Origin of the sequence: Streptomyces sp. NPDC006384 (assembly GCF_042870695.1) — a bacterium.
Lineage (GTDB): Bacteria > Actinomycetota > Actinomycetes > Streptomycetales > Streptomycetaceae > Streptomyces.
Genome location: NZ_JBIAHR010000021.1, coordinates 83,354 through 108,325 on the forward strand (window position 1 = coordinate 83,354; position 24,972 = coordinate 108,325).

General features: G+C 74.2%; 23 protein-coding genes and 1 riboswitch. Of the genes, 12 read left to right on the forward strand and 11 right to left on the reverse strand.

Annotated elements, in window-relative coordinates; translation table 11 throughout:
- Window positions 1–49: 49 nt before the first annotated feature.
- Window positions 50–778, forward strand: a complete 729-nt coding sequence (locus ACFYOJ_RS26195) for a ZIP family metal transporter (protein ID WP_356555102.1) — start codon at window positions 50–52, stop codon at window positions 776–778.
- 20 nt (window positions 779–798) lie between these two features.
- On the opposite strand, the gene cobI is transcribed toward ACFYOJ_RS26195, so the two are convergent.
- The 9 genes from cobI to ACFYOJ_RS26240 form a co-directional block, all read right to left on the reverse strand.
- On the reverse strand, window positions 799–1,530 hold the full coding sequence (gene cobI / locus ACFYOJ_RS26200) for a precorrin-2 C(20)-methyltransferase (RefSeq protein ID WP_356555103.1): 732 nt from the start codon (window positions 1,528–1,530) through the stop codon (window positions 799–801).
- Window positions 1,527–2,990, reverse strand: a complete 1,464-nt coding sequence (locus ACFYOJ_RS26205) for a cobyrinate a,c-diamide synthase (RefSeq protein WP_356555104.1) — start codon at window positions 2,988–2,990, stop codon at window positions 1,527–1,529. Before ACFYOJ_RS26205 ends, cobI begins: the two co-directional genes overlap by 4 nt.
- Complete coding sequence (gene cobO, locus ACFYOJ_RS26210; protein ID WP_356555106.1) at window positions 2,984–3,583, reverse strand: cob(I)yrinic acid a,c-diamide adenosyltransferase; 600 nt, start codon at window positions 3,581–3,583, stop codon at window positions 2,984–2,986. Before cobO ends, ACFYOJ_RS26205 begins: the two co-directional genes overlap by 7 nt.
- Window positions 3,583–5,598, reverse strand: coding sequence for a putative cobaltochelatase (locus tag ACFYOJ_RS26215; RefSeq protein WP_356555107.1), 2,016 nt, complete (start codon window positions 5,596–5,598; stop codon window positions 3,583–3,585). The genes cobO and ACFYOJ_RS26215 overlap by 1 nt, the downstream gene beginning before the upstream one ends.
- A gap of 166 nt (window positions 5,599–5,764) precedes the next feature.
- The gene (cobN, locus tag ACFYOJ_RS26220) at window positions 5,765–9,415 is read right to left on the reverse strand and encodes a cobaltochelatase subunit CobN (RefSeq protein ID WP_356555108.1); all 3,651 of its coding nucleotides are present in this window, start codon (window positions 9,413–9,415) and stop codon (window positions 5,765–5,767) included.
- A complete protein-coding gene (locus tag ACFYOJ_RS26225; RefSeq protein WP_356555110.1) occupies window positions 9,412–10,920 on the reverse strand; it encodes a cobyric acid synthase in 1,509 nt (502 codons plus the stop codon). Before ACFYOJ_RS26225 ends, cobN begins: the two co-directional genes overlap by 4 nt.
- Window positions 10,917–11,900 (reverse strand): cobalamin biosynthesis protein, encoded by a 984-nt coding sequence (locus ACFYOJ_RS26230; RefSeq protein ID WP_356555112.1) that lies wholly within the window; start codon window positions 11,898–11,900, stop codon window positions 10,917–10,919. The genes ACFYOJ_RS26225 and ACFYOJ_RS26230 overlap by 4 nt, the downstream gene beginning before the upstream one ends.
- Before the next feature lie 137 nt (window positions 11,901–12,037).
- Window positions 12,038–12,120, reverse strand: a riboswitch (cobalamin riboswitch).
- Window positions 12,121–12,303: 183 nt separating this feature from the next.
- Complete coding sequence (locus ACFYOJ_RS26235; RefSeq protein WP_356555114.1) at window positions 12,304–12,525, reverse strand: hypothetical protein; 222 nt, start codon at window positions 12,523–12,525, stop codon at window positions 12,304–12,306.
- A gap of 34 nt (window positions 12,526–12,559) precedes the next feature.
- The gene (locus tag ACFYOJ_RS26240) at window positions 12,560–13,813 is read right to left on the reverse strand and encodes an inorganic phosphate transporter (RefSeq protein ID WP_356555116.1); all 1,254 of its coding nucleotides are present in this window, start codon (window positions 13,811–13,813) and stop codon (window positions 12,560–12,562) included.
- Window positions 13,814–14,049: 236 nt separating this feature from the next.
- On the opposite strand from ACFYOJ_RS26240, the gene ACFYOJ_RS26245 reads away from it, so the two are divergent.
- The 6 genes from ACFYOJ_RS26245 (at window position 14,050) to ACFYOJ_RS26270 (ending at window position 20,951) form a co-directional block, all read left to right on the forward strand.
- On the forward strand, window positions 14,050–14,724 hold the full coding sequence (locus ACFYOJ_RS26245; protein WP_356555118.1) for a class II aldolase/adducin family protein: 675 nt from the start codon (window positions 14,050–14,052) through the stop codon (window positions 14,722–14,724).
- A gap of 163 nt (window positions 14,725–14,887) precedes the next feature.
- On the forward strand, window positions 14,888–16,012 hold the full coding sequence (locus ACFYOJ_RS26250) for an alpha/beta fold hydrolase (protein WP_356555120.1): 1,125 nt from the start codon (window positions 14,888–14,890) through the stop codon (window positions 16,010–16,012).
- 203 nt (window positions 16,013–16,215) lie between these two features.
- On the forward strand, window positions 16,216–17,643 hold the full coding sequence (locus tag ACFYOJ_RS26255; protein ID WP_356555122.1) for a hypothetical protein: 1,428 nt from the start codon (window positions 16,216–16,218) through the stop codon (window positions 17,641–17,643).
- 194 nt (window positions 17,644–17,837) lie between these two features.
- On the forward strand, window positions 17,838–19,436 hold the full coding sequence (locus ACFYOJ_RS26260) for an ABC-F family ATP-binding cassette domain-containing protein (protein WP_356555124.1): 1,599 nt from the start codon (window positions 17,838–17,840) through the stop codon (window positions 19,434–19,436).
- 335 nt (window positions 19,437–19,771) lie between these two features.
- Window positions 19,772–19,993: a helix-turn-helix domain-containing protein gene (locus ACFYOJ_RS26265; RefSeq protein ID WP_029385158.1), complete on the forward strand. Its 222-nt coding sequence runs from the start codon at window positions 19,772–19,774 to the stop codon at window positions 19,991–19,993.
- 154 nt (window positions 19,994–20,147) lie between these two features.
- The gene (locus tag ACFYOJ_RS26270; RefSeq protein WP_356555126.1) at window positions 20,148–20,951 is read left to right on the forward strand and encodes an enoyl-CoA hydratase/isomerase family protein; all 804 of its coding nucleotides are present in this window, start codon (window positions 20,148–20,150) and stop codon (window positions 20,949–20,951) included.
- An 88-nt stretch (window positions 20,952–21,039) separates the two neighbouring features.
- On the opposite strand, the gene ACFYOJ_RS26275 is transcribed toward ACFYOJ_RS26270, so the two are convergent.
- Window positions 21,040–21,810 carry a nucleopolyhedrovirus P10 family protein gene (locus ACFYOJ_RS26275; RefSeq protein WP_356555128.1) on the reverse strand — a complete coding sequence of 257 codons (771 nt, stop codon included), beginning with the start codon at window positions 21,808–21,810 and terminating at the stop codon, window positions 21,040–21,042.
- Between the two features lie 86 nt (window positions 21,811–21,896).
- Between ACFYOJ_RS26275 and ACFYOJ_RS26280 the strand changes: the two genes are divergently transcribed.
- The 5 genes from ACFYOJ_RS26280 to amaP are packed head-to-tail and all read left to right on the forward strand — an operon-like array spanning window position 21,897 to window position 24,186.
- Window positions 21,897–22,358, forward strand: coding sequence for an Asp23/Gls24 family envelope stress response protein (locus ACFYOJ_RS26280; RefSeq protein WP_356555130.1), 462 nt, complete (start codon window positions 21,897–21,899; stop codon window positions 22,356–22,358).
- 25 nt (window positions 22,359–22,383) lie between these two features.
- On the forward strand, window positions 22,384–22,569 hold the full coding sequence (locus ACFYOJ_RS26285; protein WP_356555132.1) for a hypothetical protein: 186 nt from the start codon (window positions 22,384–22,386) through the stop codon (window positions 22,567–22,569).
- Window positions 22,566–22,955 carry a hypothetical protein gene (locus ACFYOJ_RS26290; protein WP_356555134.1) on the forward strand — a complete coding sequence of 130 codons (390 nt, stop codon included), beginning with the start codon at window positions 22,566–22,568 and terminating at the stop codon, window positions 22,953–22,955. Before ACFYOJ_RS26285 ends, ACFYOJ_RS26290 begins: the two co-directional genes overlap by 4 nt.
- Window positions 22,952–23,602: a DUF6286 domain-containing protein gene (locus tag ACFYOJ_RS26295; RefSeq protein WP_356555136.1), complete on the forward strand. Its 651-nt coding sequence runs from the start codon at window positions 22,952–22,954 to the stop codon at window positions 23,600–23,602. The genes ACFYOJ_RS26290 and ACFYOJ_RS26295 overlap by 4 nt, the downstream gene beginning before the upstream one ends.
- Window positions 23,599–24,186, forward strand: a complete 588-nt coding sequence (amaP, locus tag ACFYOJ_RS26300) for an alkaline shock response membrane anchor protein AmaP (RefSeq protein WP_356555137.1) — start codon at window positions 23,599–23,601, stop codon at window positions 24,184–24,186. The genes ACFYOJ_RS26295 and amaP overlap by 4 nt, the downstream gene beginning before the upstream one ends.
- A gap of 26 nt (window positions 24,187–24,212) precedes the next feature.
- Here the strand turns inward: amaP and ACFYOJ_RS26305 are convergent, their stop codons facing one another.
- Window positions 24,213–24,968: an SDR family oxidoreductase gene (locus tag ACFYOJ_RS26305; protein WP_356555139.1), complete on the reverse strand. Its 756-nt coding sequence runs from the start codon at window positions 24,966–24,968 to the stop codon at window positions 24,213–24,215.
- Window positions 24,969–24,972 lie beyond the last annotated feature (4 nt).

The window sequence follows — 24,972 nt, forward strand, 5'->3', positions numbered from 1 at the left end:
GCTGCTGTCGTGCGCACGAATCCGCGCTCCGATCCGATAGCAAGGGCCCATGGCGGTCTTCGTCGCGCTCGGCGCGTTCCTGATGACGCTGGCCGGCGGCTGGACGGCACAGCGTGTGACCGACCGGCGCCACCTGGTTCTGGGGCTGGCCGGCGGTCTGATGCTCGGTGTGGTCGGCCTCGACCTGCTGCCGGAAGCCCTGGAGGCGGCCGGCGACGAGGTGTTCGGCGTGCCCGAGGCGCTGCTGCTCTTCGTCGCCGGCTTCCTCCTCGCCCACCTGGTGGAACGCCTGCTGGCCGCCCGCCGCGCCGCGCACGGCGCCGAGGAGCACGGACACCGCTCGCCCCAGGTGGGCCTGACGGCCGCCGCCGCGATGGTCGGGCACAGCGCGATGGACGGCGTGGCGATCGGCGCGGCCTTCCAGGTCGGCGGCGGCATGGGCGCGGCCGTCGCGATGGCCGTGATCGCCCACGACTTCGCCGACGGCTTCAACACCTACACGCTCACCAGCCTGTACGGGAACGCCCGCCGCCGCGCGATCGCGATGCTGGTCGCCGACGCCGTCGCCCCGGTGGCCGGCGCCGCCTCCACCCTCCTGTTCACCATCCCGGAGGGCGCGCTCGGCGCGTATCTCGGCCTCTTCGGCGGCGTACTGCTCTACCTCGCCGCCGCCGAGATCCTTCCCGAGGCCCACCACGAGCACCCGGCCCGCTCCACACTGCTGTGCACGGTCGCGGGCGTGGCGTTCATCTGGCTGGTGGTGGGCGTGGCGGAGTGAGCCGCCGCCCCTCGCGGAACTCACAGCTTCCCGCCCCGCCCGCCCTCGCGCCGGGCGGGCGCGATGAGCGTCGAGAGATACGGCAGCGGCCCGCCGTCCAGCTCCGCCGCCGCCCGCACCGACTCCTCCGGCAGCCCCAGCGCCGACCCCCACACGGCGTCCTCCAGCCGCCCGGTCTCCCGCAGCGCCTCGGCCACCTCGGCGGCCTGCCGGCCGAACTTGTAGGCGACGACCGTGCCGGGCCCGTTCAACGCGTCCTTGAGCACGGCGGCCCCCGCCGTCACCGGCACCAGCGTCAACGGCTCCGTACCCTCCGTCAGCACCGCGCCCGACCGCGCCGCGAGATCCTGCATGGCGGTGATCCCCGGCACGGTCTCCACGACGGTGCCCGGCACCAGCTCGCCCACGGTCTGCGCGAGATAGGTGAACGTCGAGTACACGTTGGGATCACCGATGGTCGCGAAGGCGACGCCGCCGTGCTCCCGCAGCAGCCCGGCAACCCGCTCCCCGGCCGCGTCCCACGCCGCCTCCCGGCGCGCCCGGTCGGTCCGCTCGTTCAGCGCGAACACCACCCGCACGACCTTCTCGGCCGGCACATAGTGCAGCACGGTCGCCTCGGCCCGCCCCCGCTCCCCGGTGTCCATCACGGGTACGACGACCACGTCGGCGGCCCGCAGCGCGTTGACCCCCTTGACGGTCACCAGCTCCGGGTCCCCGGGCCCCACTCCGACCCCGACCAGCCTGCTGCTCATGACGTCCGGCACCTCTCCACGAACCGACGGGCGACACCGGGCTCGGACGCCCAGTGCGTGTGCAGATAGCTCGCGTGCACACCGCGCTCCACAAAACCCTCGACGCGCCGATCCGGCGCCCGCACCCCCCACGCCGGCGCCGCACCGGCCCCCGGCTCCACCACGGTCCGGTGGAACTCGTGCCCCCGCATCCGCGTCCCCGCCGCGGCCAGCGCGCTGTCGGTCACGGCGACGGCGTCCCGGTAACCCAGCGTCAGCCGCTCCGACATCCGCGCCGACGCGTCCAGCACCCCGCACATCGGCAACCCGTCCAGCTCCCGGCACAGATACAGCAGCCCCGCACACTCGGCGGCCACGGGAGCACCGCTCAGCGCCAGCTCGGCGACGGCCTTGCGCAACGCCTCGTTGGCCGACAGCTCGGCCGCGTACACCTCGGGGAACCCGCCCCCGACGACCAGCCCGGCGGTCCCCTCGGGCAACTCCTCGTCCCGCAGCGGATCGAACGTGACGACCTCCGCCCCGGCGGCGGCGAGCAGCTCGGCGTGCTCGGCGTAGGAGAACGTGAACGCGGCACCTCCGGCGACGGCGACGCGCTTCAGCCTGTCCGGCGTTCGAGGACGAGGCCGTCCAGGCCGAAAGCGGGGGCGGGGGGCTGGGGGCGCAGCCCCCAGGGAAGGGAAGGGAAGGGGCGGCGGGGGCGAGGAAACCAAGGCCTCACCCGCGTCCCAAGCCGCACACTCCAACGCCCCCGCACTACGCGCCAGCCCGACCAACGCCTCCAGATCACACCCGTCGGAGACCTGCGCGGCCATCGCCGCAACGGCATCCACCGCCGCAGCCCGCCGCTCGGCGACCGGCACCAACCCCAGATGCCGAGACGGCGTATCGACCCGCGGCGCCCGCCGCAACACCCCCAGCACCGGCACCCCGACGGAGTCCAACGCCTCCCGCAGCAGCGCCTCGTGCCGGTCCGACCCCACCTTGTTGAGGATCACGCCCCCGACCCGCACCTCCGGATCCCAGGACACGAACCCGTGCACCAGCGCCGCCACCGACCGCGACTGCGACGACGCGTCCACTACCAGCACCACCGGCGCCCGCAGCAGCTTCGCCACCTGCGCGGTGGACGCCAGCTCACCCTCGCCCGCCGCCCCGTCGTACAGCCCCATCACGCCTTCGACCACGGCGATGTCGCACCCGCGCGCCCCGTGCAGGAACAGCGGAGCCACCAGCTCCGCCCCGCACAGGTACGCGTCGAGGTTCCGCCCCACCCGCCCCGTGGCGAGCGCGTGGTACCCGGGATCGATGTAGTCGGGCCCGACCTTGTGCGGCGACACGGCGAGCCCCCGTCCGGCGAGCGCGGCCATCAGCCCCGTGGCGACGGTGGTCTTGCCGCTGCCCGAGGAGGGCGCGGCGATGACCAGCCGGGGAACGGCGGAGGACGAAGGCGAGGTCACCACTCGATGCCCCTCTGCCCCTTCTGCCCCGCGTCCATCGGGTGCTTGACCTTCGACATGTCGGTCACCAGGTCGGCGAACTCCACCAACTTCTCCGGCGCGTTCCGCCCGGTGATCACGACATGCTGGGTCCCCGGCCGCTCCCGCAGCACGGACACGACCTCATCGGTGTCCACCCACCCCCAGTGCATCGGATAGGCGAACTCGTCCAGCACGTACAGCCTGTACGTCTCGGCGGCCAGGTCCCGCTTGACCTGCTCCCAGCCCTCCCGGGCCTTCTCCTCGTTGTCCATCTGCTGATCGCGCTGCACCCACGACCAGCCCTCACCCATCTTGTGCCAGTCGACGGACCCGCCCTCACCGGAGGCGCCCAGCACCCGCAGCGCGTTCTCCTCGCCGACCTTCCACTTCGCCGACTTGACGAACTGGAACACCCCGATCGGCCACCCCTGGTTCCACGCCCTGAGCGCCAGCCCGAAAGCGGCGGTCGACTTGCCCTTCCCGATGCCCGTGTGCACGACGACCAGCGGACGGTTGCGCCGCTGTCGCGTCGTCAGTCCGTCGTCCGGTACGACACTCGGCTGCCCCTTCGGCACTACGCGGCCCTCCTCGTCCCCTGCACGTCCCTCACCAGCCCGGCGATCGCATCCGCCCGCAGCCCGTCCAACGTCACCGCCGTACCGCCCAGCTCACCGGCGAGCTGCCCGGCCAGCCCCAGCCGCACCGGCCCCGACTCGCAGTCCACGACCACGGACGCGGTCCCGTCCGCCGCGAACAACCGCGCCGCACGCCCCGCCAGCGCCACCGGCTCCGGACCACCCGTGGCCCGCCCGTCCGTCACGACGACCAGCAGCGGCCGGCGGACCGGATCCCGCAGCCGCTCCACCCGCAGCACCTCGTGCGCCTTCAGCAGCCCGGCCGCCAGCGGCGTGCGCCCGCCCGTCGGCAGCGACTCCAGCCGGACCGCCGCCGCGTCCACCGACGACGTCGGCGGCAGCGCCACCTCGGCCGCCGCACCCCGGAAGGTCACCAGCCCCACCTTGTCCCGCCGCTGGTACGCGTCGAGCAGCAGCGACAGCACGGCACCCTTCACGGCGCTCATCCGCTGCCGCGCCGCCATCGACCCGGAGGCGTCCACGACGAAGAGCACGAGATTGCCCTCACGTCCCTCACGCACCGCCTGCCGCAGATCGTCCCGGCGCACCACCAGCCCCGGACCGCTGCGTCCCCGCGCCCGCTGGTGCGGAGCGGCGACCTGCACGGTCGCGGCGAGGTGCAGCTTGGTCAGCGCCCCCTGGGGCCGCCGGGACCCGATGGTCCGCCCGTGCTCGGCCCGCGCCCGCGAACGCCGCCCGGCGGCGCCCTCGCCCAGCCCCGGCACGCTCAGCACCCTGGTCCGGAACGGCTCGGCGGCCCGCACGGGCTGCTGCTCGCCGGCGCCGGATCCGGACGGCTGCGGCTCCCCGCCCTCCCCGGCCTCGGACCGGGCGGCGGTCTCGCCGTCGCCCTGCGGCGCGTCATCAGGCTCGGGCTGCCCGCCGGGACCGCCGCCGGGGCCCGGGTCGGGATCGTCGTCGCCCCCGTCCCCGTCCCCGTCCTGCCCGCCGAATTCCTCCAGCGTCTCGTCGAGCTTGTCCTCGTCGAGGCCGGGCGCGTCGAACGGCGCACGACGTCGGCGGTGCGGCAACGCCAGCAACGCCGCCTGCCGCACATCCTCCGCCAGCACATCCGTCCGGCCCGCCCACGCCGCCAGTGCCGTCGCCGTCCGCGCCATCACGATGTCGGCGCGCATGCCGTCCACCTCGAAGGCGGCACAGGTCGCCGCGATCTGCCGGAGCGCCCCGTCCCCGAGCCGCACCGACGGCAGCAGCTCCCGCGCCGCCACGATCCGCGCCCGTACGGCGGCCTCCTCGTCGGCCCAGCGCGCGGCGAAACCGGCCGGGTCGTCGTCGTACGCCAGCCGGCGCCGTACGACCTCCACCCGCTGGTCGGGCTCGCGCGAGGCGGCGACCTCGACGGTGAGGCCGAAGCGGTCGAGCAACTGCGGCCTCAGTTCCCCTTCTTCCGGATTCATGGTCCCGACGAGCAGGAACTTCGAGGCGTGCCGCACCGACACACCCTCGCGCTCGACGTAGGAGGCACCCATCGCGGCGGCGTCCAGCAGGAGGTCCACGAGATGGTCGTGGAGGAGGTTGACCTCGTCGACGTAGAGGATCCCGCGGTGCGCGTCGGCCAACAGCCCCGGCTCGAACGCCTTCACGCCCTCGGAGAGCGCCCGCTCGATGTCGAGGGCGCCGACGAGTCGGTCCTCGGAGGCACCGACGGGCAGCTCGACCATCCGCGCGGGCCGCGCCTCGGACGCCCCGGTCCCGTGTGGCCCGTCCGGGCAGGCGGGGTCGGGGGATACGGGATCACAGGAGAAGCGGCACCCGGCGACGACGTCCACCTCCGGCATCAGCGCCGACAGCGCACGCACGGCGGTGCTCTTCGCGGTCCCCTTCTCACCGCGCACAAGGACGCCACCGACGGCTGGGCTCACGGCGTTGAGGAGCAGCGCCAGACGCAGGTCGTCCTGTCCGACGACTGCGGTGAACGGAAAGGGACTGCTCACGCGGTGATCACTCCTTCGGGTGGCTCAGTCGAGAAACGCGCGCGACTCACATGTCGATCAGCGACGGTGGATGCCTGCTCTCCGCCGATGCGGGGATGGTCCGTCCCGTTTCTCCGGGGACAAGACGTACTCGGGATGCTCCCCGCCGACGCGGGGATTCGGGAGATCATTCGTCTCCCTCCAGATCGCCCTCAAGTTCGAGGTAGGTCGTCCGGAGCCGGTCCAGGGTCTCCTGGTCCGGCTCTGCCCACAGCCCGCGGTCTGCGGCTTCCAGCAGGCGTTCCGTGATGCCGCGCAGCGCCCACGGGTTGGACTGCTTCATGAAGGCGCGGTTTTCTGAAGAGAACACGTACTCGGCGGCCAGCTTTTCGTACATCCAGTCATCGACCACGCCCGCCGTGGCGTCGTAGCCGAAGAGGTAGTCGACGGTTGCCGCCATCTCAAAAGCACCCTTGTAGCCGTGCCTTCTCATGGCGCTCATCCAGCGCGGATTGACCACCCGGGCGCGGAAAACGCGGTGGGTTTCCTCACCCAGGGTCCTTGTTCTCACCTGGTCCGGCACAGCCGAGTCCCCGACGTACGCCTCCGGACTCGCCCCCGTCAGGTGCCGCACCATGGCGACCATCCCGCCGTGGTACTGGAAGTAGTCGTCGGCGTCGACGAGGTCGTGTTCGCGGGTGTCGACATTTTTCGCCGCCACCGCGATCCGCCGGAACGCCGTCTCCATGTCGCCGCGCGCCGCACGCCCGTCCAGCCCGCGCCCGTAGGCGTAGCCGCCCCACACCGCGTACACCTCGGCGAGGTCCGCGTCGCTGCGCCAGTTCCGCGCGTCGATCAGCGGCAGCAGACCCGCCCCGTACGCGCCCGGCTTGGAACCGAAGATGCGTGCCGTGGCCCGCCGCCGGTCGCCGTGCTCGGCGGTGTCCTCGTCGGCGTGCGCCTTCACGAAGTTCTGCGAGACCGGCTCGTCCAGCTCCGCCACCGCCCGCACCGCGTCGTCGATCAGCCCCACCACGTGCGGGAACGCGTCCCGGAAGAACCCGGAGATCCGCACCGTGACGTCGACGCGCGGCCGCCCCAGCTCCTCCAGCGGCACCACCTCGAAGCCGGTCACCCGCCGCGACGCGTCGTCCCACACCGGACGGCAGCCCAGCAGCGCCAGGATCTCGGCGATGTCGTCGCCCTGGGTGCGCATCGCGGACGTGCCCCACACCGTCAGCCCGACGGACTTCGGGTACTCGCCCGTGTCCTGCAGATACCGCTGCACCAGCGAGTCCGCCAGCGACTGCCCCACCTCCCAGCTCAGCCGGGACGGGATCGCCTTGGGGTCGACGGAGTAGAAGTTCCGCCCGGTCGGCAGGACGTTGACCAGACCACGGGTCGGCGAACCGGACGGACCGGCCGGGACGTAACCGCCGTCCAGGGCGCGCAGGATGTGCCCGATCTCGTCCGTCGTCCGGGCCAGCCGCGGCACCACCTCCGTGCAGGCGAACTCCAGCACGGCCACCGCGTCGGGCAGTTCCGCGCCGAGCACCTCCCGCACCAGGCCCGGTACCGCGGCGGTGTCCCAGTCCCGCGCCTCCAGGCCCTCCGCGAACCGCCGGCACAACTGCTCCAGCAGGTCGATCGCGTCGGCGGCCGACCGCGCCGGACCGTCCACCAGGTCCGTCAGCTCCACCGGCACCTTCACCGGGGCGCCCGGCTCGGCCAGCAACTCCTTCTCCACGAGCCCGAAATGAGCCGCCAGCGCCGCCCGCAGACCCGGCAGCGCGTTCGCCCGACCGCCCCACACCTGCGAGGCGCGCAGCACCGCCAGCACCAGGTTCACGCGCGGCTCGCCGACCGGGCCGCCGCCCAGGATGTGCAGGCCGTCACGGATCTGCACGTCCTTGATCTCGCACAGATAGCCGTCGATGTGCATGACGAACTCGTCGAACGCGTCGTCGTCCGGCTGGTCGTCCACGTGCAGGTCGTGGTGGAGCTCGGCCGCCTTGACCAGCGTCCAGATCTGCGCCCGGACCGCCGGCGCCTTCTGCGGGTCCAGGTCGGAGACGAGCGCGTACTCGTCGAGCAGCTGCTCCAGCTTGGCCAGGTCGCCGTACGTGTCGGCCCGCGCCATCGGCGGGACGAGGTGATCGACGACCGTGGCGTGCCCGCGCCGCTTGGCCTGGGTGCCCTCGCCGGGATCGTTGACGATGAACGGGTAGATCAGCGGCAGATCGCCGAGGACCGCGTCCGGGGCGCACCCGGCGCTCAGCCCGAGGCCCTTGCCCGGCAGCCACTCCATCGTGCCGTGCTTGCCCATGTGCACGATCGCGTCGGCGCCGAAGCTGTTCTCCAGCCACCGGTAGGCCGCCAGGTAGTGGTGGGACGGCGGCATGTCGGGGTCGTGGTAGATCGCGATCGGGTTCTCGCCGAAGCCGCGCGGCGGCTGGATCATGACCACGACGTTCCCGAACTGGAGCGACGCCAGCACGATGTCGTCCCCGTCCACGTACAGCGAGCCCGGCGGCTCACCCCACGCCTCCCGCATGGCTCCCTTGAGGTCCGGGTCGAGCTTCTCGAACCACGCCCGGTAGTCCGCCAGCGGCACCCGCGCGGGCGCCGCCGCCAGCTGGTCCTCCGTCAGCCACTCCACGTCGTGACCGCCGGCCTCGATGAGCCGGTGGATCAGCTCGTCGCCCCCGGACGGGTACTCGGTGAGCGAGTACCCCGCGTCCCTGAGCGCGTCCAGCACCCGCACCGCCGACGCCGGGGTGTCGAGCCCCACCGCGTTGCCGACCCGGGAGTGCTTGGTCGGGTACGCCGTGAAGACCAGCGCCAGCTTCTTCTCGGCGTTCGGCTTGTGCCTGAGCGCCGCGTGCCGTACGGCGATCCCGGCGACCCGCGAGGCCCGCTCGGGGTCGGCGACGTACACCGGCACCTCGTCCGGCCCCTGCTCCTTAAAGGAGAACGGCACGGTGATCAGCCGCCCGTCGAACTCCGGGATGGCGACCTGCATCGCCGCGTCCATCGGGGAGAGCGCGGCGTCCGACTCCTCCCAGGCGGCGCGCGACGAGGTGAGGCACAGCCCCTGCAGCACCGGCACGTTCAGGTCGGCCAGCGCGCCGATGTCCCAGGCCTCCTCGTCGCCGCCCGCCGACGCCTGCGAGGCGTGCGTGCCGCCCGCCGCGAGGACGGTGGCGACCAGGGCGTCGGCCCGGCCCAGCAGCCCGTACAGCCCGGCGTCCGCGCCGCGCAGCGAACCGCAGTACACGGGCAGCGCGTTGGCGCCGTGCGCCTCGATCGCGTCGCACAGGGTGTCGACGAAGGCGGTGTTGCCGCTGAGCTGGTGGGCGCGGTAGAAGAGCACGCCGACCGTCGGACGGCCCGCCACGGCGTCCCGCTCGCCGTGGACGCCGTACTCCGGCATCTTCCGCGGCTCGTCGAAACCCTCGCCGGTCAGCAGCACGGTGTCCGACAGGAACCGGGCGAGCTGGGCGAGGTTGTCCGGCCCGCCCTCGACCAGGTAGCGCAGCGCCTCCGCCACCACCCCGGCGGGCACCGAGGACTCGGCCATCAGCTCGGCGTCCGGCACGGACTCGCCGCCGAGCAGCACGGTCGGGATGCCGGTGGCCTTCAGCGCGGCGAGCCCGTCCTCCCAGGCCCGCTTGCCGCCCAGCAGCCGTACGACGGCGACGTCCGCGCCCTCGACGAGCCCCGGCAGTTCCTCGTGTACGTCGACCCGGGTCGGGTTGCCGATCCGGTAGGCGGCGTCCGACGCGCGGGCCGCCAGCAGGTCCGTGTCGGCGGTCGACAACAACAGCACAGTGCTCATGCGGGCGCTCCCGGTGGAATGAAGGGCAGTCCTTGTGGCGCGCCGGACTCGATGAGCCGCCACAGCGCGTCCGTGTCCGCGTGGTGTTCGATCAGGTCGCCGAGCCGGTCGAGCTGCTCCTCGCGCAGCGCGGCGAACGAGGTGTCGGGGGCCGGCACGAAGCGGCGGCCCGCGGCGGCGGCCACCTCGCGCAGGAACGCCCGCCGGAAGCCGTCCGACTCCAGCGAGCCGTGCCAGTGCGTGCCCCAGGTCCGGCCGACCCGGCAGCCGTCCAGGAAGGGGGTGCCTCCGGTCACTTCGGCGACCCCGTGGTGGATCTCGTACCCCTCGACCCGCTCGCCGAGGGCCTCGCCGACGGGCCGGGTGAGGGTCTTCTCGCGGGCGAACCGCACCCGCACGGGCAGCAGTCCGAGCCCGTCGACGTGCCCGGCGCGGGACTCGACGTCGTCCTCGATGTGCTCGCCGAGCAGCTGGAAGCCGCCGCAGATGCCGAGCACCGGCCGGCCCTCGGCGGCCCGGCGCATGAGGGCGTCCGCGAGCCCCCGCTCCCGCAGCCACCGAAGCGCCCGGACCGTCCCGCGCGTCCCCGGCACGATCACCAGGTCCGCGTCGGCCAGCTCCTCCGGCCGGTCCACGAACCGCACCACGACGCCCGGTTCGGCGGCGAGCGCGTCCACGTCCGTGAAGTTGGACATCAGCGGCACCGCGCACACCGCGACCCGCAGCACGTCCTCGCCGACCGGCGGCGCCACGACCGACTCCCGCACGGTCCCGCGCAGCGAGACGCGCAGCCCGTCCTCCTCGTCGATGCCGAGCCCGTGCCGGAAGGGCAGTACGCCGTACGTCTGCCGCCCGGTGAGCCCGTGGAGCATCTCCAGCCCCGGCTCCAGCAGCGACACGTCGCCGCGGAACTTGTTGACGAGGAACCCGGCGACCAGCGCCTGGTCCTCGGGCGCCAGCAGCGCCACCGTCCCGAAGAACGAGGCGAAGACCCCGCCCCGGTCGATGTCGCCCACCACCAGCACGGGCAGCCCGGCGCCCCGGGCGATCCCCATGTTCACGATGTCGGTCCGGCGCAGGTTGATCTCGGCCGGACTGCCCGCCCCCTCGCAGATCACCGCGTCGTACGTGCTCCGCAGTTCGGCCAGGCAGTCCAGCACGGTGCCGAGCAGCCGCTGCTGACGTCCGCCGTGGTAGCCGCGGGCGCTCATCTCCCCGACCGGCTTGCCGAGCAGCACCACCTGGCTGCTGCTCTCGCCGCCCGGCTTGAGCAGCACCGGATTCATCAGCGCGGTCGGCTCCACGCGGCACGCCTGCGCCTGCATGGCCTGCGCCCGCCCGATCTCGGCGCCCTCGCGGGTGACGAACGAGTTGAGCGACATGTTCTGCGCCTTGAACGGCGCCACCTTCACGCCCTGCCGTACCAGCCAGCGGCAGATCCCGGCGGTGACGACGCTCTTGCCGGCGTCGGAGGTGGTACCGGCGACGAGAAGACCACCACTCATGACATACGTCCCTTCCTGCTGCCCCCGCTGCCCCCGCTGCCCCCGCGGACGAGCAGCCGCGCGCCCGCGCACACGCCCAGCGCCAGCCAGCCCACGCGCCGGGACAGCCGTACGGCCCGCTCGATGTCGCCGCAGCCGGCCCGGACGGCGCGTCCCGCCGCCCCGTTGAGCACCGGCCGGTGCTCGACCCGTCCTCCGTAGGAGAGCGTCCCGCCCAGCCGCACGCCCAGGGCGCCCGCGAAGGAGGCCTCCACGGGACCGGCGTTGGGGCTCGGATGCCGTGCGGCGTCGGCCCGCCAGGCCCGTACGGCGCCCCGCGGATCCCCGCCGGCCACGGTGGCCAGGACGGCGGTCAGCCGGGCGCCCGGCCGGCCCGCGAGGTCGTCGAGCCGGGCCGAGGCCCAGCCGTACCGCCGGTACCGCGGGGATCTGTGGCCGACCATCGCGTCCAGCGTGTTCACGGCCCGGAAGCCGAGCAGCCCCGGCACTCCGGCCACGGCACCCCACACCAGGGCGCCCACGACCGCGTCGGAGGTGTTCTCCGCGACGGACTCCACGACGGCCCGGGCGATCCCGTCGGCGTCCAGCGCCTGCGGGTCCCGCCCGCACAGGTGCGGCAGCCGGGCCCGCGCCGCCTCGACGTCCCCGGCGTCCAGCGCCCGCCCGATCGCGCGGGCCTCCCGGGCCAGCGAGGTGCCGCCGACGACCGCCCAGGTGGCGGCGGCGGTCAGCGCGACGGAGGCGGCGGGGGAGCGGCGTACGGCGCGGGCGGCCACGGCACCGGCGGCGACGGCGCCACCGGCGCACACGGCGGTGTGCAGCGCGCCCCAGCCCCGGTGGTCGTGCCACAGCACCCGTTCCACGGCACCGGCGGCACGGCCGAACGCGGCGACCGGGTGTCCGCGGCGCGGGTCGCCGAGGAGGAGGTCACCGAGAAGGCCGGCGGCGGCGCCGTACGCGAAGACGCGTTCGGCGCGCACGGCTCAGCCGGCCGTGGAGGCCGTGGGAAGGGACGACGGAAGAGGTGCGTCGCTGATGAGCCTGGAACGGCAGCCGCGCATGGCGATATGTCCTCACTCAGGGTGTCCACGCCCTGGTTCGACGAGATCGGCGGTGAGAGTTCCTGGCTCCCGGGGCCGTACTCGCGTACCGCCCCGGTGACAGTGGCGGGACCGCGCCGGACTCGCACCGGCTTCCTCTCCTGCCGCCGTAATGGCTCCGGCAGTCCACCACGGTCCGCGAACACCCGTCAACTCGCCGTTGACCTGCAGCGGGGGAGTGTGCGAAGGCCCACACGCGGACGGCGTGCGCCGGCACGGGAAAAGCGCGGGGCGCGGGACGGTGGAGTCCGTCCCGCGCCCCGCGCGGTGTGCGCCCTGCCGGTCAGGCGACGATCAGATAGATCCCGTACGCCACCGCCGCCGCGCAGGCCGCGAAGCAGGCGTAGGCGCCGGTGACGGCGAGTGCGGCGGAGCCGCCCCGGGCGGCGGCCTGCTCCTGGCGGGAGAGGCCGACGATGCCGAGGGTGAACAGGGCCACCAGAGCCACGGTGACCACGAGACTGACGCCGAAGACGGAGCCGAGGGCTGCCCAGTCGATTGTCATGGAGGTTGGCTTCCTTCGTACCCGGGACGCGGGCTCAGACGGTGGTGGCGGCCGACGGGGCCTTGGAGTCGGTGGCCTGGGCCGGGATCGAGACCGGGAGGTCGTCGGTCACGGTGCCCGCGGGCGGCGGGACGACGGCGGCCATCGCCGTGGTCACCACACCGGCCGGCTCGGTCTCCGGCTCCTCGTCGACGGCGTTGACGTTGGTGTGGTCGACGACCTCGCGCCGGGAGACCAGCCAGATCGCGAAGCTGGAGGCGACCAGGAAGACCGCCACGAGCGCCGTGCCCCAGTCGCCGAAGCCGCACACCCACTCGGCGAGCGCGGCGACCAGCGCCGCCGCCGGCAGGGTCAGGCCCCAGGCGACGAACATCCGGGTGGCCGTCGACCAGCGCACCACGCCGCCCTTGCGGCCCAGGCCCGCGCCCATCACGGCACCGGAGACCGAGTGCGTGGTGGACAGGGAGAAACCGAGGTGGGAGGAGGCCAGGATGACCGTCGCGGCACTGGTCTGGGCGGCGAAGCCCTGCTGCGGCTGCAGGTCGGTCAGGCCCTTGCCCATGGTGCGGATGATGCGCCAGCCGCCGAGGTAGGTGCCGAGCGCGATGGCCACACCCGCGGACAGGATGACCCACACCGGCGGGTCCGAGTCGGGGGCGAGGGAGCCGCCGGCGACCAGGGCGAGGGTGATGATGCCCATCGTCTTCTGGGCGTCGTTGGTGCCGTGGGCGAGCGAGACCAGGCCGGCCGAGGCGATCTGCCCGGCGCGGTAGCCCTTGGCCGCGGCCTTCCCGTCGGCCTTGCGGCCGAGCGTGTACGTCAGCCGGGCGGCGAGCAGCGCGGCGACGCCCGCCACGATCGGGGCGGCGATCGCCGGCAGCAGCACCTTGGTGACGAGCACGTCGCCGTGGACCGCGCCGACGCCCGCCGAGGCGATCGCGGCACCGATCAGACCGCCCATCAGGGCGTGCGAGGAGCTGGACGGGAGTCCGACCAGCCAGGTCAGCAGGTTCCAGAGGATCGCGCCGACCAACGCGGCGAAGATGACCTCGGGACGGATGCCGGTCTCGTCGACGAGACCCTTGGAGATCGTGTTGGCGACCTCCACGGAGAGGAAGGCGCCCACAAGGTTCAGCACGGCGGACATGGCCACCGCCACCTTGGGCTTGAGCGCACCGGTCGAAATGGTCGTCGCCATCGCGTTCGCGGTGTCGTGGAAACCGTTCGTGAAATCGAACGCGAGTGCGGTTATCACCACAATCGCGAGGATCAGCGAGAAGCTTTCCATTTACCCAGGCAATCGTTCGAGGTCATTGGAGCTTTGAACGTAGGCAACCAGGGTGAACGGAAGATGAACTGGGCCGGGCGTTGCGGTGACCGGAAACGGCGCCGTGACCTCCGCGAACGCTGGCTCAGCGTGCCCGCGCCGGCGCTCTCCGGAGACGTGCCTGGCAGGATCGCCGCGAGGCCGCCGGACGGCGGCGCGGCGAGGGGCGTGCGGACGCCCGGCGGGAGGCGTGGACTGTGACGGAATCGAAGCCCGGACGGGTGCGCGAGGAGGAGGCCGAGGCGTGGGAGGCGCTCGTCGCGACGGCCCGGCGGACGGTGAGCGACGGACTGGTGGTCGGCACCTCCGGCAACGTCTCGGTGCGCGTCGGCGACACCGTCCTGGTCACCCCCTCGGGCGTGCCCTACGACCGGCTGGGCCCCGGCGACGTGACCGGCGTCGGCCTGGACGGCCGGCAGGTGCTCGGCACCCTGGTCCCCACCAGCGAGCTGCCCATGCACCTCGCCGTGTACCGCAGCGCCCCCGAGGCCCGCGCCGTCGTCCACACCCACGCCGTGCACGCCACGGCGGTCTCGCTGCTCGTCCCCGAGCTCCCGCCGGTCCACTACATGACCGCCGCGCTCGGCGGCCCCGTCCGGGTCGCCCCCTACGCCCCCTACGGCACCGAAGAACTCGCCCGCCACGTGCTGGCCGCCCTCACCGACCGCACCGGCTGCCTCCTGCGCAACCACGGCACGGTCACCCACGGCACCACCCTCGACCAGGCCTACGACCGCACCGCGCAACTGGAGTGGATGTGCCGCCTGTGGCTGACCGCCGCCTCCGTCCCGGGCCACACCCCGTCCCTGCTCACCCCGGCCCAGCTCGACGAGGTCACCGACCGCCTGCGCGACTACGGCCGGCCGGCCTGAGGGGACACCACCGGCCGACGACGGGACCCCGGGCTTACGGGGCGGATCCGGGGGTACCGGCTGTGCAGTCGAGCTGACCCCTGGCCCCGGGCCCGGGCGGACGTCGTCACCCCGTGCCTGCCGTCCGCTGGCCGCCCACGGACTCCACCGGGAGACTGGCCCCATGCGCACTGTCACAGCAACGGCCGCCGCCGTCACCGCAGCCCTGGCGGCCGGCGCAGCGAGCGTCGCCGCCGGCCGCCTGGCCGGCGACGCCGCGCTCAGGACGTCCCCCGGACGGCCCCTGCCCACCGAGCCCCGGCTCACCGTGCACGCCACGGCCCCCGGCCGGATCACCCTCACCCGCGACCTGGCCGCGCTGCGCCCCGGCCGCTACGGCCTCGCCGGCGACGCCTCCCACGCGGTGGTCGGCCCGGTCCTCTCCACCGCCGCGCACGGCGCCGACACCGTCGTACGCTGCCTCGAAGGCGTCACCCACGGCACGTTCGCCGCCGGCGACCGCGCCTGGTTCACCCCGAACCTGTACGTCGGCGACCCGGGCACCGCCCTGGGCCTGGACTTCACCGACGTCCGGATCCCCGGCGAGTACGGCCCGCTGCCCGCCTGGTTCCTGCCCGGCGCCCGCCCCACCTGGGTCATCGCCGTGCACGGCCTGGGCGCCACACGGGAGCACGCCCTCAACATCATCGCGCCCCTGCACGAGCGGCACGTCCCCGTGCTGGCCGTCACCTACCGCGGCGACGCCGGCGCCCCGCCCTCGCCCGACGGCCTGCACCACTTCGGCGAGACCGAGTGGCGCGACGTGGACGCGGCCGTCCGCTACGCCCTCGACCACGGCGCCCGCCAGGTCGTCCTGCTCGGCTGGTCCACCGGCGCCACCATGGCCCTGCGCACCGCCGCGCGCTCCGCCGCCCGCGACCGCATCGCGGGGCTCGTCCTGGACTCGCCGGTGCTCAGCTGGGAGACCACCCTGCGCGCCCTGGCCGCCGCCCGGCGCACACCGGGCGCGCTCCTGCCGCTCGCCGTCCGCGCCGCGCAGGGCCGCGCCGGACTCCCGGCCGACCGGGCCCCCGACCCGGCCCGCGAGCCCCTCACGGTGCCGGCCCTCGTCTTCCACGGCCCGGGCGACACGGTCGCCCCCTGGGGACTCACCCGCCGCCTCGCCGACGCCTACCCGCTGCTGGTCTCCCTGCACACCGTCGCGGACGCCCCGCACGGCGCCATGTGGAACGCCGACCCCGACACCTACGAAGAGACCGTGCGCCGCTTCCTCACCCCCCTGGTGTGACCCCCTGGTACGGCCCCGCCGTCGCCTCCGCCGCATCCGCCCCGCCCGGCGCCGCTCCGGTTCCGCTCACCCCTTGCCGCCCCCCTTGTCACCGGCCGTTCTCCCCGCCCGGACCGCGTGCCGAGGGGGCTCTTCTCCCCTCCCCGTCGCCGCCCGGGGCATTCCGTTTGGGTTTTCGGACCGTCAACCGGAAGACTGCACCCGTGACGTCCCGTATTCCGCGCGACTCCAGGCTCCGACTCGTCCGCCCGCGACCCCTGGCCGCCGCCCCCAGAACGATGAACCAGCGGCGACCGCGCCGCACCGCACCCCGCCCCCCGGAGGGCACACCGGCCCGGTCGGAACTGGCGCGGATGGCGCGCTCCCGCCTGGCCGACGCCGCCCGCATCGCCCGCTGGGCCGACTCCGCCCTCGGCCCCGGCCGCAGCAGCGCGACCGCCGACGCGAAGGCCACCCTCTCCGACGCGACCGCCGGACACGCGGCCCGCGAACTGGGCCTGACCGTGGAGAAGGTCCGCGCCGACTGGGACACCGCCCGTCTCGCCGGACTGGTCGAGGTCCACGGCGGCACCGCCCGCCCCGGCTGGCGCCTGCGCGCCTGGAACCGCGACGACAGCGCCGTGCTCCGCGGCTGGGTGGCCCTCTTCGACGCGTGGTCGCTCGCCCACCCCGAGCCCGCCGGGCAGGAGCCCGCCGCCGTCGCCGAGGTCGTCTCCGCGATGCCCCAGGTCCTCTCCTTCCTCCAGCTGTCCGCCGGCCCGGTCCCCGTGGAACAGCTGCTGGACCTGCTGGAGCAGCGCGTCACCGAACTGCGCACCGAGCGCTGCGAGGTCCCCTACGGCCCCCGGCTCGAACCGGGCACCCCCGACACCCCGCAGCCCCCGCCGGCCACGGACGCCACCGGCGGCGCCCCGCTCGCCCCCCTCCTCGACTGGGCGCTGCACGCCCTGGCCTCCGTCGGCGCCCTCACCTGCGGCGACGGCCACGCCACGCTCACCCCGCTGGGCAGCTGGGCGGTCTGGGTCAAACTGGAGCAGATCTGCGTGGCCGCGCAGAGCCCCGCCGGCAACATCGAGCAGTCGGCCGAGGACATGCTCCGCGGCTGCGCCCGGCTCCGCCCGAACGCGGCCCGCGCCGAGTACCGCGCCTGGCTCGCCGCCCGCCCCGTCGGCAGCGCCGTCACCGAGCTCCTCGCCGCCGCCCGCGGCGAGGACGCCCTGCTGCGCGGCCTCGCCTTCGAGGCGCTGCGCGTCGTCGGCGCCCCCGCCGAGCCCGACGTACGCGCCGTCCTCGACGAACCCACGCTGCGTCCGTACGCCCTGCTGTGGCTGGCCGAGCACGACGGTGCCGACCCCGAGGACGCGCACGAGGTCCTCACCCGCCGGGAAGCTACCTGGCTGTGGGTCGACACGGCCGCCGCCATCGCCGACCACGGCGAGGCCCCGCTGCTGGTCCGGCACCTGGAGTCCGCCGTGCAGCCCACCGTCCCGTCCCTCCTGGACGAAGTCCGCGCCGTCGGGCACCCGCGCACCGTGCAGGTCCTGGTCGCCCTGGCGGCCGCCCACCCCGACCCGGCCCTGGCCAAGGCCGTACGCCGGGCCGCCTTCCAGGTCCACACGGGAGGCAACTGACCGGACCCCGGCCCCCGACAACCACCCCGGGCCCCGGACGCCGGCCCCGGACCACGGCCGCGGACACCGGCGCCCGGGAAAAGTGGTTGCACGCCCCCGTTAGACTGGCCCCATGGCCATTCTCCTCGCGCATTAGACGGCGGGAAACGTCCTCAGCCGCCCATCCCGTCAATCACCCGCCCTGGAGTCTGTCCGTGATCTCCGCTTCCGGCATCGAGCTGCGCGCCGGTGCCCGTGTCCTCATCGAGAACGCCACCTTCCGCGTCGCCAAGGGCGACCGCATCGGCCTGGTCGGCCGCAACGGCGCCGGCAAGACCACCCTCACCAAGGTCCTCGCCGGCGAGGGCATCCCCGCCGGCGGCACCGTCACCCGCTCCGGCGAGGTCGGCTACCTCCCGCAGGACCCGCGCACCGGCGACCTCGACGTGCTCGCCCGTGACCGCATCCTCTCCGCCCGCGGCCTGGACACCCTGATCCGCAAGATGCGCGAGAACGAGCAGCGCATCGCGAACGGCCAGGGCGCCACCCGCGAGAAGGCCCTGCGGCAGTACGAGCGCCAGGAGACGGAGTTCCTCACCAAGGGCGGATACGCCGCCGAGGCCGAGGCCGCCACCATCGCCGCCGCGCTCAACCTGCCCGACCGCGTGCTCGGCCAGCCCCTGCACACGCTCTCCGGCGGCCAGCGCCGCCGCGTCGAGCTGGCCCGCATCCTCTTCTCGGACGCGGACACCCTGCTCCTCGACGAGCCCACCAACCACCTCGACGCCGACTCCATCACCTGGCTGCGGGACTACCTGAAGACCTACCGCGGCGGCTTCATCGTGATCTCCCACGACGTCGACCTGGTCGAGACGGTCGTCAACAAGGTGTTCTACCTGGACGCCAACCGCTCCCAGATCGACGTCTACAACATGGGCTGGAAGCTCTACCAGCAGCAGCGCGAGGCCGACGAGAAGCGCCGCAAGCGCGAGCGCGCCAACGCCGAGAAGAAGGCCGCCGCCCTGCACTCGCAGGCCGACAAGATGCGCGCCAAGGCCACCAAGACGGTCGCCGCGCAGAACATGGCCCGCCGCGCCGACAAACTGCTGTCCGGCCTGGAGGCCGTCCGCCGGTCCGACAAGGTCGCCAAGCTCCGCTTCCCCGAGCCCGCGCCCTGCGGCAAGACCCCGCTGATGGCCGAGGGCCTGTCCAAGTCGTACGGCTCGCTGGAGATCTTCACCGACGTCGACCTGGCCATCGACAAGGGCTCCCGCGTCGTCATCCTCGGCCTCAACGGCGCCGGCAAGACCACCCTGCTGCGCCTGCTCGGCGGCGTCGAGAAGCCCGACACGGGCAAGGTCATCGAGGGCCACGGCCTCAAGCTCGGCTACTACGCGCAGGAGCACGAGACCCTCGACCCCGACCGCACCGTCCTGGAGAACATGCGCTCCGCCGCACCCGACATGGACCTCGTCGAGGTCCGCAAGGTGCTCGGCTCGTTCCTCTTCTCCGGCGACGACGTCGACAAGCCAGCCGGAGTCCTCTCCGGCGGCGAGAAGACCCGCCTGGCACTCGCCACCCTCGTGGTCTCCTCGGCGAACGTGCTGCTGCTCGACGAGCCGACGAACAACCTCGACCCGGCCAGCCGCGAGGAGATCCTCGGCGCGCTGCGCACCTACAAGGGCGCGGTCGTCCTCGTCACCCACGACGAGGGCGCCGTCGAGGCGCTCCAGCCGGAGCGGATCATCCTGCTGCCGGACGGCGTCGAGGACCTGTGGGGCGCCGACTACGCGGACCTCGTCGCCCTGGCTTGACCGAACGGGTGATCCACGGGGCATGGATCATTCGGCCGACGAGTGATCCGCCATCTGTGTGAGATCTCCTCATCATGAGCTGTGTCCTACATCGATTTCCCGGCCGGGGCCTCCACGATGGAGGCCCCGGCCGCGTCGCCTTCCTGACCTGGAACGACGCAGGGGAAATCGCTCGGTGGACGGCGCGCGAACCTCTGGAATCACGGCTTCCGCATGTGGGGGAGCGCCGCTGTCGTCGCCTTCTCGTCTCATCGACCTTGCCGAATGGGTGGCCATGAGGCCCATGAGGGGTGATCATGAGGAGTCCAGAGCGCACTTCCCATGAGGAGGCACGGGTGGCCGAGACTCTGAAGAAGGGCAGCCGGGTGACCGGCGCCGCGCGCGACAAGCTCGCGGCAGACCTGAAGAAGAAGTACGACGCCGGTGCGAGCATCCGGGCGTTGGCCGAGGAGACCGGCCGCTCGTATGGCTTCGTGCACCGCATGCTCAGCGAGTCGGGCGTCACGCTCCGAGGGCGTGGCGGGGCGACCCGGGGCAAGAAGGCCCCATCGGCCTGATTCTCCCCGGGTGGCCCGTCGGCTCCGATGGTGGCCACCCGGCCGGCCGTCCGGCCGGCCGGGTGGTTACTGTGCAGTCACTCAGCTCTGTCGTGGTACGGCGTGACAGCTGGCGCACGGCAGGGACGACGACCGCACCCCTCGGAGGCGCCCCATGGCTTCGCCCGCCCACGACCCCGGTCCCGCACTCGACAGGGACGGCGTGCGGCTCACCGTCGACGACGCGATCGCCACGGTGACGCTGACCAACCCGGCCAAGCGCAACGCGCAGAGCCCCGCTCTGTGGCGCGCGCTCACCGAGGCCGGCCGGCTGCTGCCGGGCTCCGTCCGGATCGTCGTGCTGCGGGCCGAGGGCAAGTCGTTCTCGGCCGGGCTCGACCGGCAGGCGTTCACCCCCGAGGGCTTCGACGGCGAACCGTCGTTCCTCGACCTGGCCCGGGGCGGTGATGCCGAGCTGGACGCGACCATCGCCGAGTACCAGGAGGCGTTCACCTGGTGGCGGCGCAGCGACATCCTGTCGATCGCCGCCGTCCAGGGGCACGCCATCGGGGCCGGTTTCCAGCTGGCCCTCGCCTGCGACCTGCGGGTCGTCGCGGACGACGTGCAGTTCGCCATGCGCGAGACCAGCCTCGGCCTCGTGCCGGACCTGACGGGCACCCACCCGCTGGTGGGCCTCGTCGGGTACGCCCGCGCGCTGGAGATCTGCGCGACCGGGCGCTTCGTCACGGCCGAGGAGGCCGTGAACACCGGGCTGGCCAACCTCGCCGTGCCCGCGGACCAGCTCGACGGCGCCGTGCACGACCTGGCGTCGGCCGTCCTGGCCGCGCCGCGCGACGCGGTCGTCGAGACCAAGGCGCTGCTCCAGGGCGCGCAGGGCCGCGACTACGAGGCCCAGCGCGCCGCGGAGCGCGCCGCCCAGGCACGCCGCCTGCGCGACCTGGCCGGTATCGGCGACTGAGCCTTCACCGGAGCGTCTCCGCACCGGGCCGCCGACCGGCGCGGCCCGGCGCGGTTAGGGCCTGTCCGGTGATGCCCCGCCCGGCTGTTCAGCCGATCGCCGTCACCAGGACGGCCACGGTGGGACGGTCGGGCAGCGCCTCGGTCACCGCGGCCCGCACCCGCCGGGCCACCTCCGCGGCCGGCCGCTCCGCACCCACCGCCAGCTCCACCCGGACATGACGGCGCGGCAGCGCCGCCTCCTGCCCGGCGTCCGGCTCCGTGATGAGCACCGGACGGCCCAGCATGCCGGTCAGTTCCCGCACCCCCGGGACCGCCAGCGCGGCGCCCGCCGCCCTGCCCTCGTCCGTGTCGTCCGTGTCGTCCGGGGCGTCCACGTCATCCGGTTCCCGCCGGGCCGCCGGCCGGTCCGCGGGCCCGCGGACCGGCTCCGGTGCGGGGCCGGCAGCCGGTTCCGGTTCCGCGTCGAGCAGTTCCGTCGCCCGGAGGTCGATGTCCGTCACCGCCAGGCCGATCCGGTGCGCCGCCGCCGAGGCCAGCACGGCGCGCAGACGGCCGGCCGCGGCCGGCAGCGGCTCGGCCACCGACGCCGCGAAGTCGGCCGTCACCCGCAGCGGGCCGGGCGGCAGCCCGCTCGGCGGTGGCGGCACCACCGGTTCCCGGCTCTGTTCCACGGCGGCCGGTCCGATGCGCAGACGTTCCATGCGCACGCCCGGCACGCCCCGGGCGGCGGCCAGCAGCACCTCCCGCGCCGCGCGTTCCGCGACCCACGCACCGTCCCGGGGCCCGCCCAGCGGCAGCAGTCTGCCGAGCCCCAGTTGCTCCCGTACCGTCCGCGTCCACCGATCAGGCGTCGTCATTCCTTCAGCCTGCCGCATCCCCGGCGCGCGCCGACGCAACCGTGCTTACGGTGGGGGAAGAACGACGACCGAAGGGACGTGCGGCCATGAGCGACTTGACGGAGAAGGACACGCCGGACACCGGAAGGGCGCAGGGGATCCGGCGCGGCGGCGGCGACCCCGGCACCCGCGGCAGGACCACCATCGCCGACGGCGTCGTGGAGAAGATCACCGGGATGGCGGCGCGTGATGTCGCGGGCGTGCACGCCATGGGCAGCGGCATGTCGCGGACCTTCGGCGCCGTGCGGGACCGGGTGCCCGGCGGATCGAAGTCGGTGACCCGCGGGGTGAAGGCCGAGGTCGGTGAGAAGCAGACCGCGCTCGATCTGGAGATCGTCGTCGAGTACGGCGTGTCGATCAGCGACGTCGCCCGGGACGTACGGGAGAACGTGGTGGCGGCGGTGGAGCGGATGACCGGTCTCGAGGTCGTCGAGGTCAACATCGCGGTGAGCGACGTGAAGCTGCCCGACGAGGAGGACGAGGAGCCGGACGAGCCGCGGATCAGGTGACGGACACGGACCGAGGGGAGCGCACATGAGCATGGCGGTGGTCGGCCTGATCGCCGGGATGGCGCTGGGATTCGCCGGGTACTTCGGTGGATTCGCGGCCTTCCTGCTGGTGGCGGCCCTGGGTGCCGTCGGGTTCGTCGTCGGCCGGTTCCTCGAGGGGGACATGGACCTCGGTGACCTGTTCCGCGCCCGTGACGACCGGCGGCGGTGACCGGCGTGAGCGAAGGGGCCGCCGAGGTCCGTGACGTGCCCGCTTTGCCGGCGGTTCCCGCGGCCGAGCGCGGGGCCACGCGGATCGCCGACCGGGTCGTCGCCAAGATCGCCGCCCGGGCCGCCCGGGAGGCGCTCGGCGTGCCCCACCCGGACGCCGGGCGCCCGTACGCCACCGTCGTCGTCCACCACGACACCGCCCGCGTGCACGTGCACGTCGAACTGGGCTATCCCTGCGACATCGGAACCCGCTGCGGCCAGGTGCGCCACCGGGTCGTCCAGCGGGTACGGGGACTGGCGGGCATGGCGGTGCCGGAGGTCGTCGTCCAGGTGGAGCGGCTGCACCTGACGGCGGAACACGGCGCGAAAGGGGGGAGGACACGATGAGCGAGCCCCGGGACCCCGAGGGCAGCACACGGCGCCCGCCCGTCATGGAGAAGCCGGACACCCCTGTGACCGGGCCGCAGCCCCCGGCAGAGGACGGGCGCGGACCGCGCGGCCGCTTCTGGTCGGCGCGGCGCGTCCCCGCGGGCGTCGTCGCCCTGCTGCTCCTGGTCACCGCGGGCGCCTTCCTGTACGACGTCGTCGCCGTCCGCGCCGGCCGCCCGGCCCTCGGATGGCGCCGGGAACTGGCCCGGCAGCTCGCCGGCCGGCCCCTCGACGACATCTGGGTGAGAATCGGCGCGGGTGTCGCCGCCGCCCTCGGGCTCTGGCTGCTGGTGCTGGCCCTCACGCCCGGACTGCGCAAGGTGCTGCCGATGCGGCGCACCCACCCGGACGTACACGCGGGACTGCACCGGAACGCCGCCTCGGCGGTGCTGCGCGACCGGGCCGTGGAGGTCTCCGGCGTGCAGTCGGCGCGCGTGAGGATGCGCCGCAGGAAGGCCAAGGTGCGCGCGTACGCGCACTTCAGGGAAGTGGACGACGTACGGGCCGATCTGGACGAGGTGCTCGGCGACACGGTGCGGGGGCTGGGGCTGGCCCGGCCGCCCGCCGTGTCGGTCCGGGTGGCCCGGCCCGGACGGAAGAGGTGAGCGGCGTGCTCAGGACCGTCGACCGAGTGCTGCTCGCCCTGGTGGGCCTGGTCCTGCTCGCCGTGGGCGGCGCCGTCCTCGCGGTGGGGTTCGGCGTGTCGCCGCCCTCCTGGTGGGTGCACCAGGGACCGCACGACGTCCTGCTCGGCGAGGCCGAGCGGACCCGGTGGCGGGACGCCGGCTGGTGGTGGCCGGCCGTCATCGCCGCGCTCGCCCTCCTGCTGCTGGCCGCCCTGTGGTGGCTGGTGGCGGTGGTGCGCCGGCGCCGGCTCTCCGAGGTGCTCGTCGACACCGGCGACGGCGAGGGCGCGGTGCTGCGCGGCCGGGCCCTGGAGGGCGTCATCGCCCAGGAGGCCGAGGAGGTGGACGGAGTCGAACGGGTCGAGGTCCGGCTCACCGGGCGGCGCGACGCCCCGCGGGCCCGCCTCCGGCTGCTGCTGGCCCCGCACGTCGACCCGGGCACCGCGCTGGCCGACGTCACCGCCCACGCCCTCGCGCACGCCCGCGACTCCGCGTCCCTCCCCGCACTCCCGGCAAAGGTGCGGCTCCGGGGCGTCAGACACCACGCCGAACGGGTCACCTGACCCGCCCCGGCCGCGGCACGCGAGGATCAGAAGCCGTGCCGTACCCCGCCGTCGACCGGGAGCATCACGCCCGTCAGGTAGGACGCGGCGGGGGACAGCAGGAACGCCGCCGCACGGCCGAACTCCTCCGGCGCGCCGTAACGGCGCAGCGGGATGCGGGACTCGGCCGCGGCCCTCGTCGCCTCCGGGTCGGCCGACATGGCGTCCAGCTCGCGCACCCGGTCGGTGTCGATGCGGCCCGGCAGCAGGCCGACGACGCGGATGCCGCGCGGGCCGAGCTCGTCGGCGAGGGACTTGGCGAAGCCCGCGAGTCCCGGCCGCAGGCCGTTGGAGATGGTCAGGCCCGGGATCGGCTCGTGCACGGAACCCGACAGCACGAAGCCGACGACCCCGCCCTCCTCCAGCGCGGCGGCCGCCGTACGGGCCAGCCGCACCGCGCCCAGGAACACCGACTCGAAAGCGGCCCGCCACTGCTCGTCGGTGTTGTCGGCGACGAACCCGGGCGGCGGGCCGCCCACGCTGATCAGGACGCCGTCGAGGCGTCCGAAACGCTCCCGCGCGGTGGCGACCAGCCGGGCGGCGGCCTCGGGGTCGGCGTTGTCGGCGGCCACGCCCACGACGTCCGGGCCGAGCGCCGCCGCCGCTTCGGCGACGCTCTTCTCGTCCCGCCCCGTGACGACCACCTTCGCGCCGTCGGCGGCCAGTTCGCGCGCGGCGGCGTTGCCGAGGCCCCGGGTGGCCCCGGTGACGACGTACACCCGGTCCTTCAGTCCAAGATCCATGGCC

Excerpts from the sequence above, each read along its gene's own strand:
- ACFYOJ_RS26195 (WP_356555102.1), top strand. The coding sequence starts at position 50 with ATGGCGGTCTTCGTCGCGCTCGGCGCGTTCCTGATGACGCTGGCCGGC.
- cobI (WP_356555103.1), bottom strand. The coding sequence starts at position 1,530 with ATGAGCAGCAGGCTGGTCGGGGTCGGAGTGGGGCCCGGGGACCCGGAG.
- cobN (WP_356555108.1), bottom strand. The coding sequence starts at position 9,415 with ATGAGCACTGTGCTGTTGTTGTCGACCGCCGACACGGACCTGCTGGCG.
- ACFYOJ_RS26225 (WP_356555110.1), bottom strand. The coding sequence starts at position 10,920 with ATGAGTGGTGGTCTTCTCGTCGCCGGTACCACCTCCGACGCCGGCAAG.
- ACFYOJ_RS26235 (WP_356555114.1), bottom strand. The coding sequence starts at position 12,525 with ATGACAATCGACTGGGCAGCCCTCGGCTCCGTCTTCGGCGTCAGTCTC.
- ACFYOJ_RS26240 (WP_356555116.1), bottom strand. The coding sequence starts at position 13,813 with ATGGAAAGCTTCTCGCTGATCCTCGCGATTGTGGTGATAACCGCACTC.
- ACFYOJ_RS26250 (WP_356555120.1), top strand. The coding sequence starts at position 14,888 with ATGCGCACTGTCACAGCAACGGCCGCCGCCGTCACCGCAGCCCTGGCG.
- ACFYOJ_RS26270 (WP_356555126.1), top strand. The coding sequence starts at position 20,148 with ATGGCTTCGCCCGCCCACGACCCCGGTCCCGCACTCGACAGGGACGGC.
- ACFYOJ_RS26275 (WP_356555128.1), bottom strand. The coding sequence starts at position 21,810 with ATGACGACGCCTGATCGGTGGACGCGGACGGTACGGGAGCAACTGGGG.
- ACFYOJ_RS26280 (WP_356555130.1), top strand. The coding sequence starts at position 21,897 with ATGAGCGACTTGACGGAGAAGGACACGCCGGACACCGGAAGGGCGCAG.
- ACFYOJ_RS26285 (WP_356555132.1), top strand. The coding sequence starts at position 22,384 with ATGAGCATGGCGGTGGTCGGCCTGATCGCCGGGATGGCGCTGGGATTC.
- ACFYOJ_RS26295 (WP_356555136.1), top strand. The coding sequence starts at position 22,952 with ATGAGCGAGCCCCGGGACCCCGAGGGCAGCACACGGCGCCCGCCCGTC.
- ACFYOJ_RS26305 (WP_356555139.1), bottom strand. The coding sequence starts at position 24,968 with ATGGATCTTGGACTGAAGGACCGGGTGTACGTCGTCACCGGGGCCACC.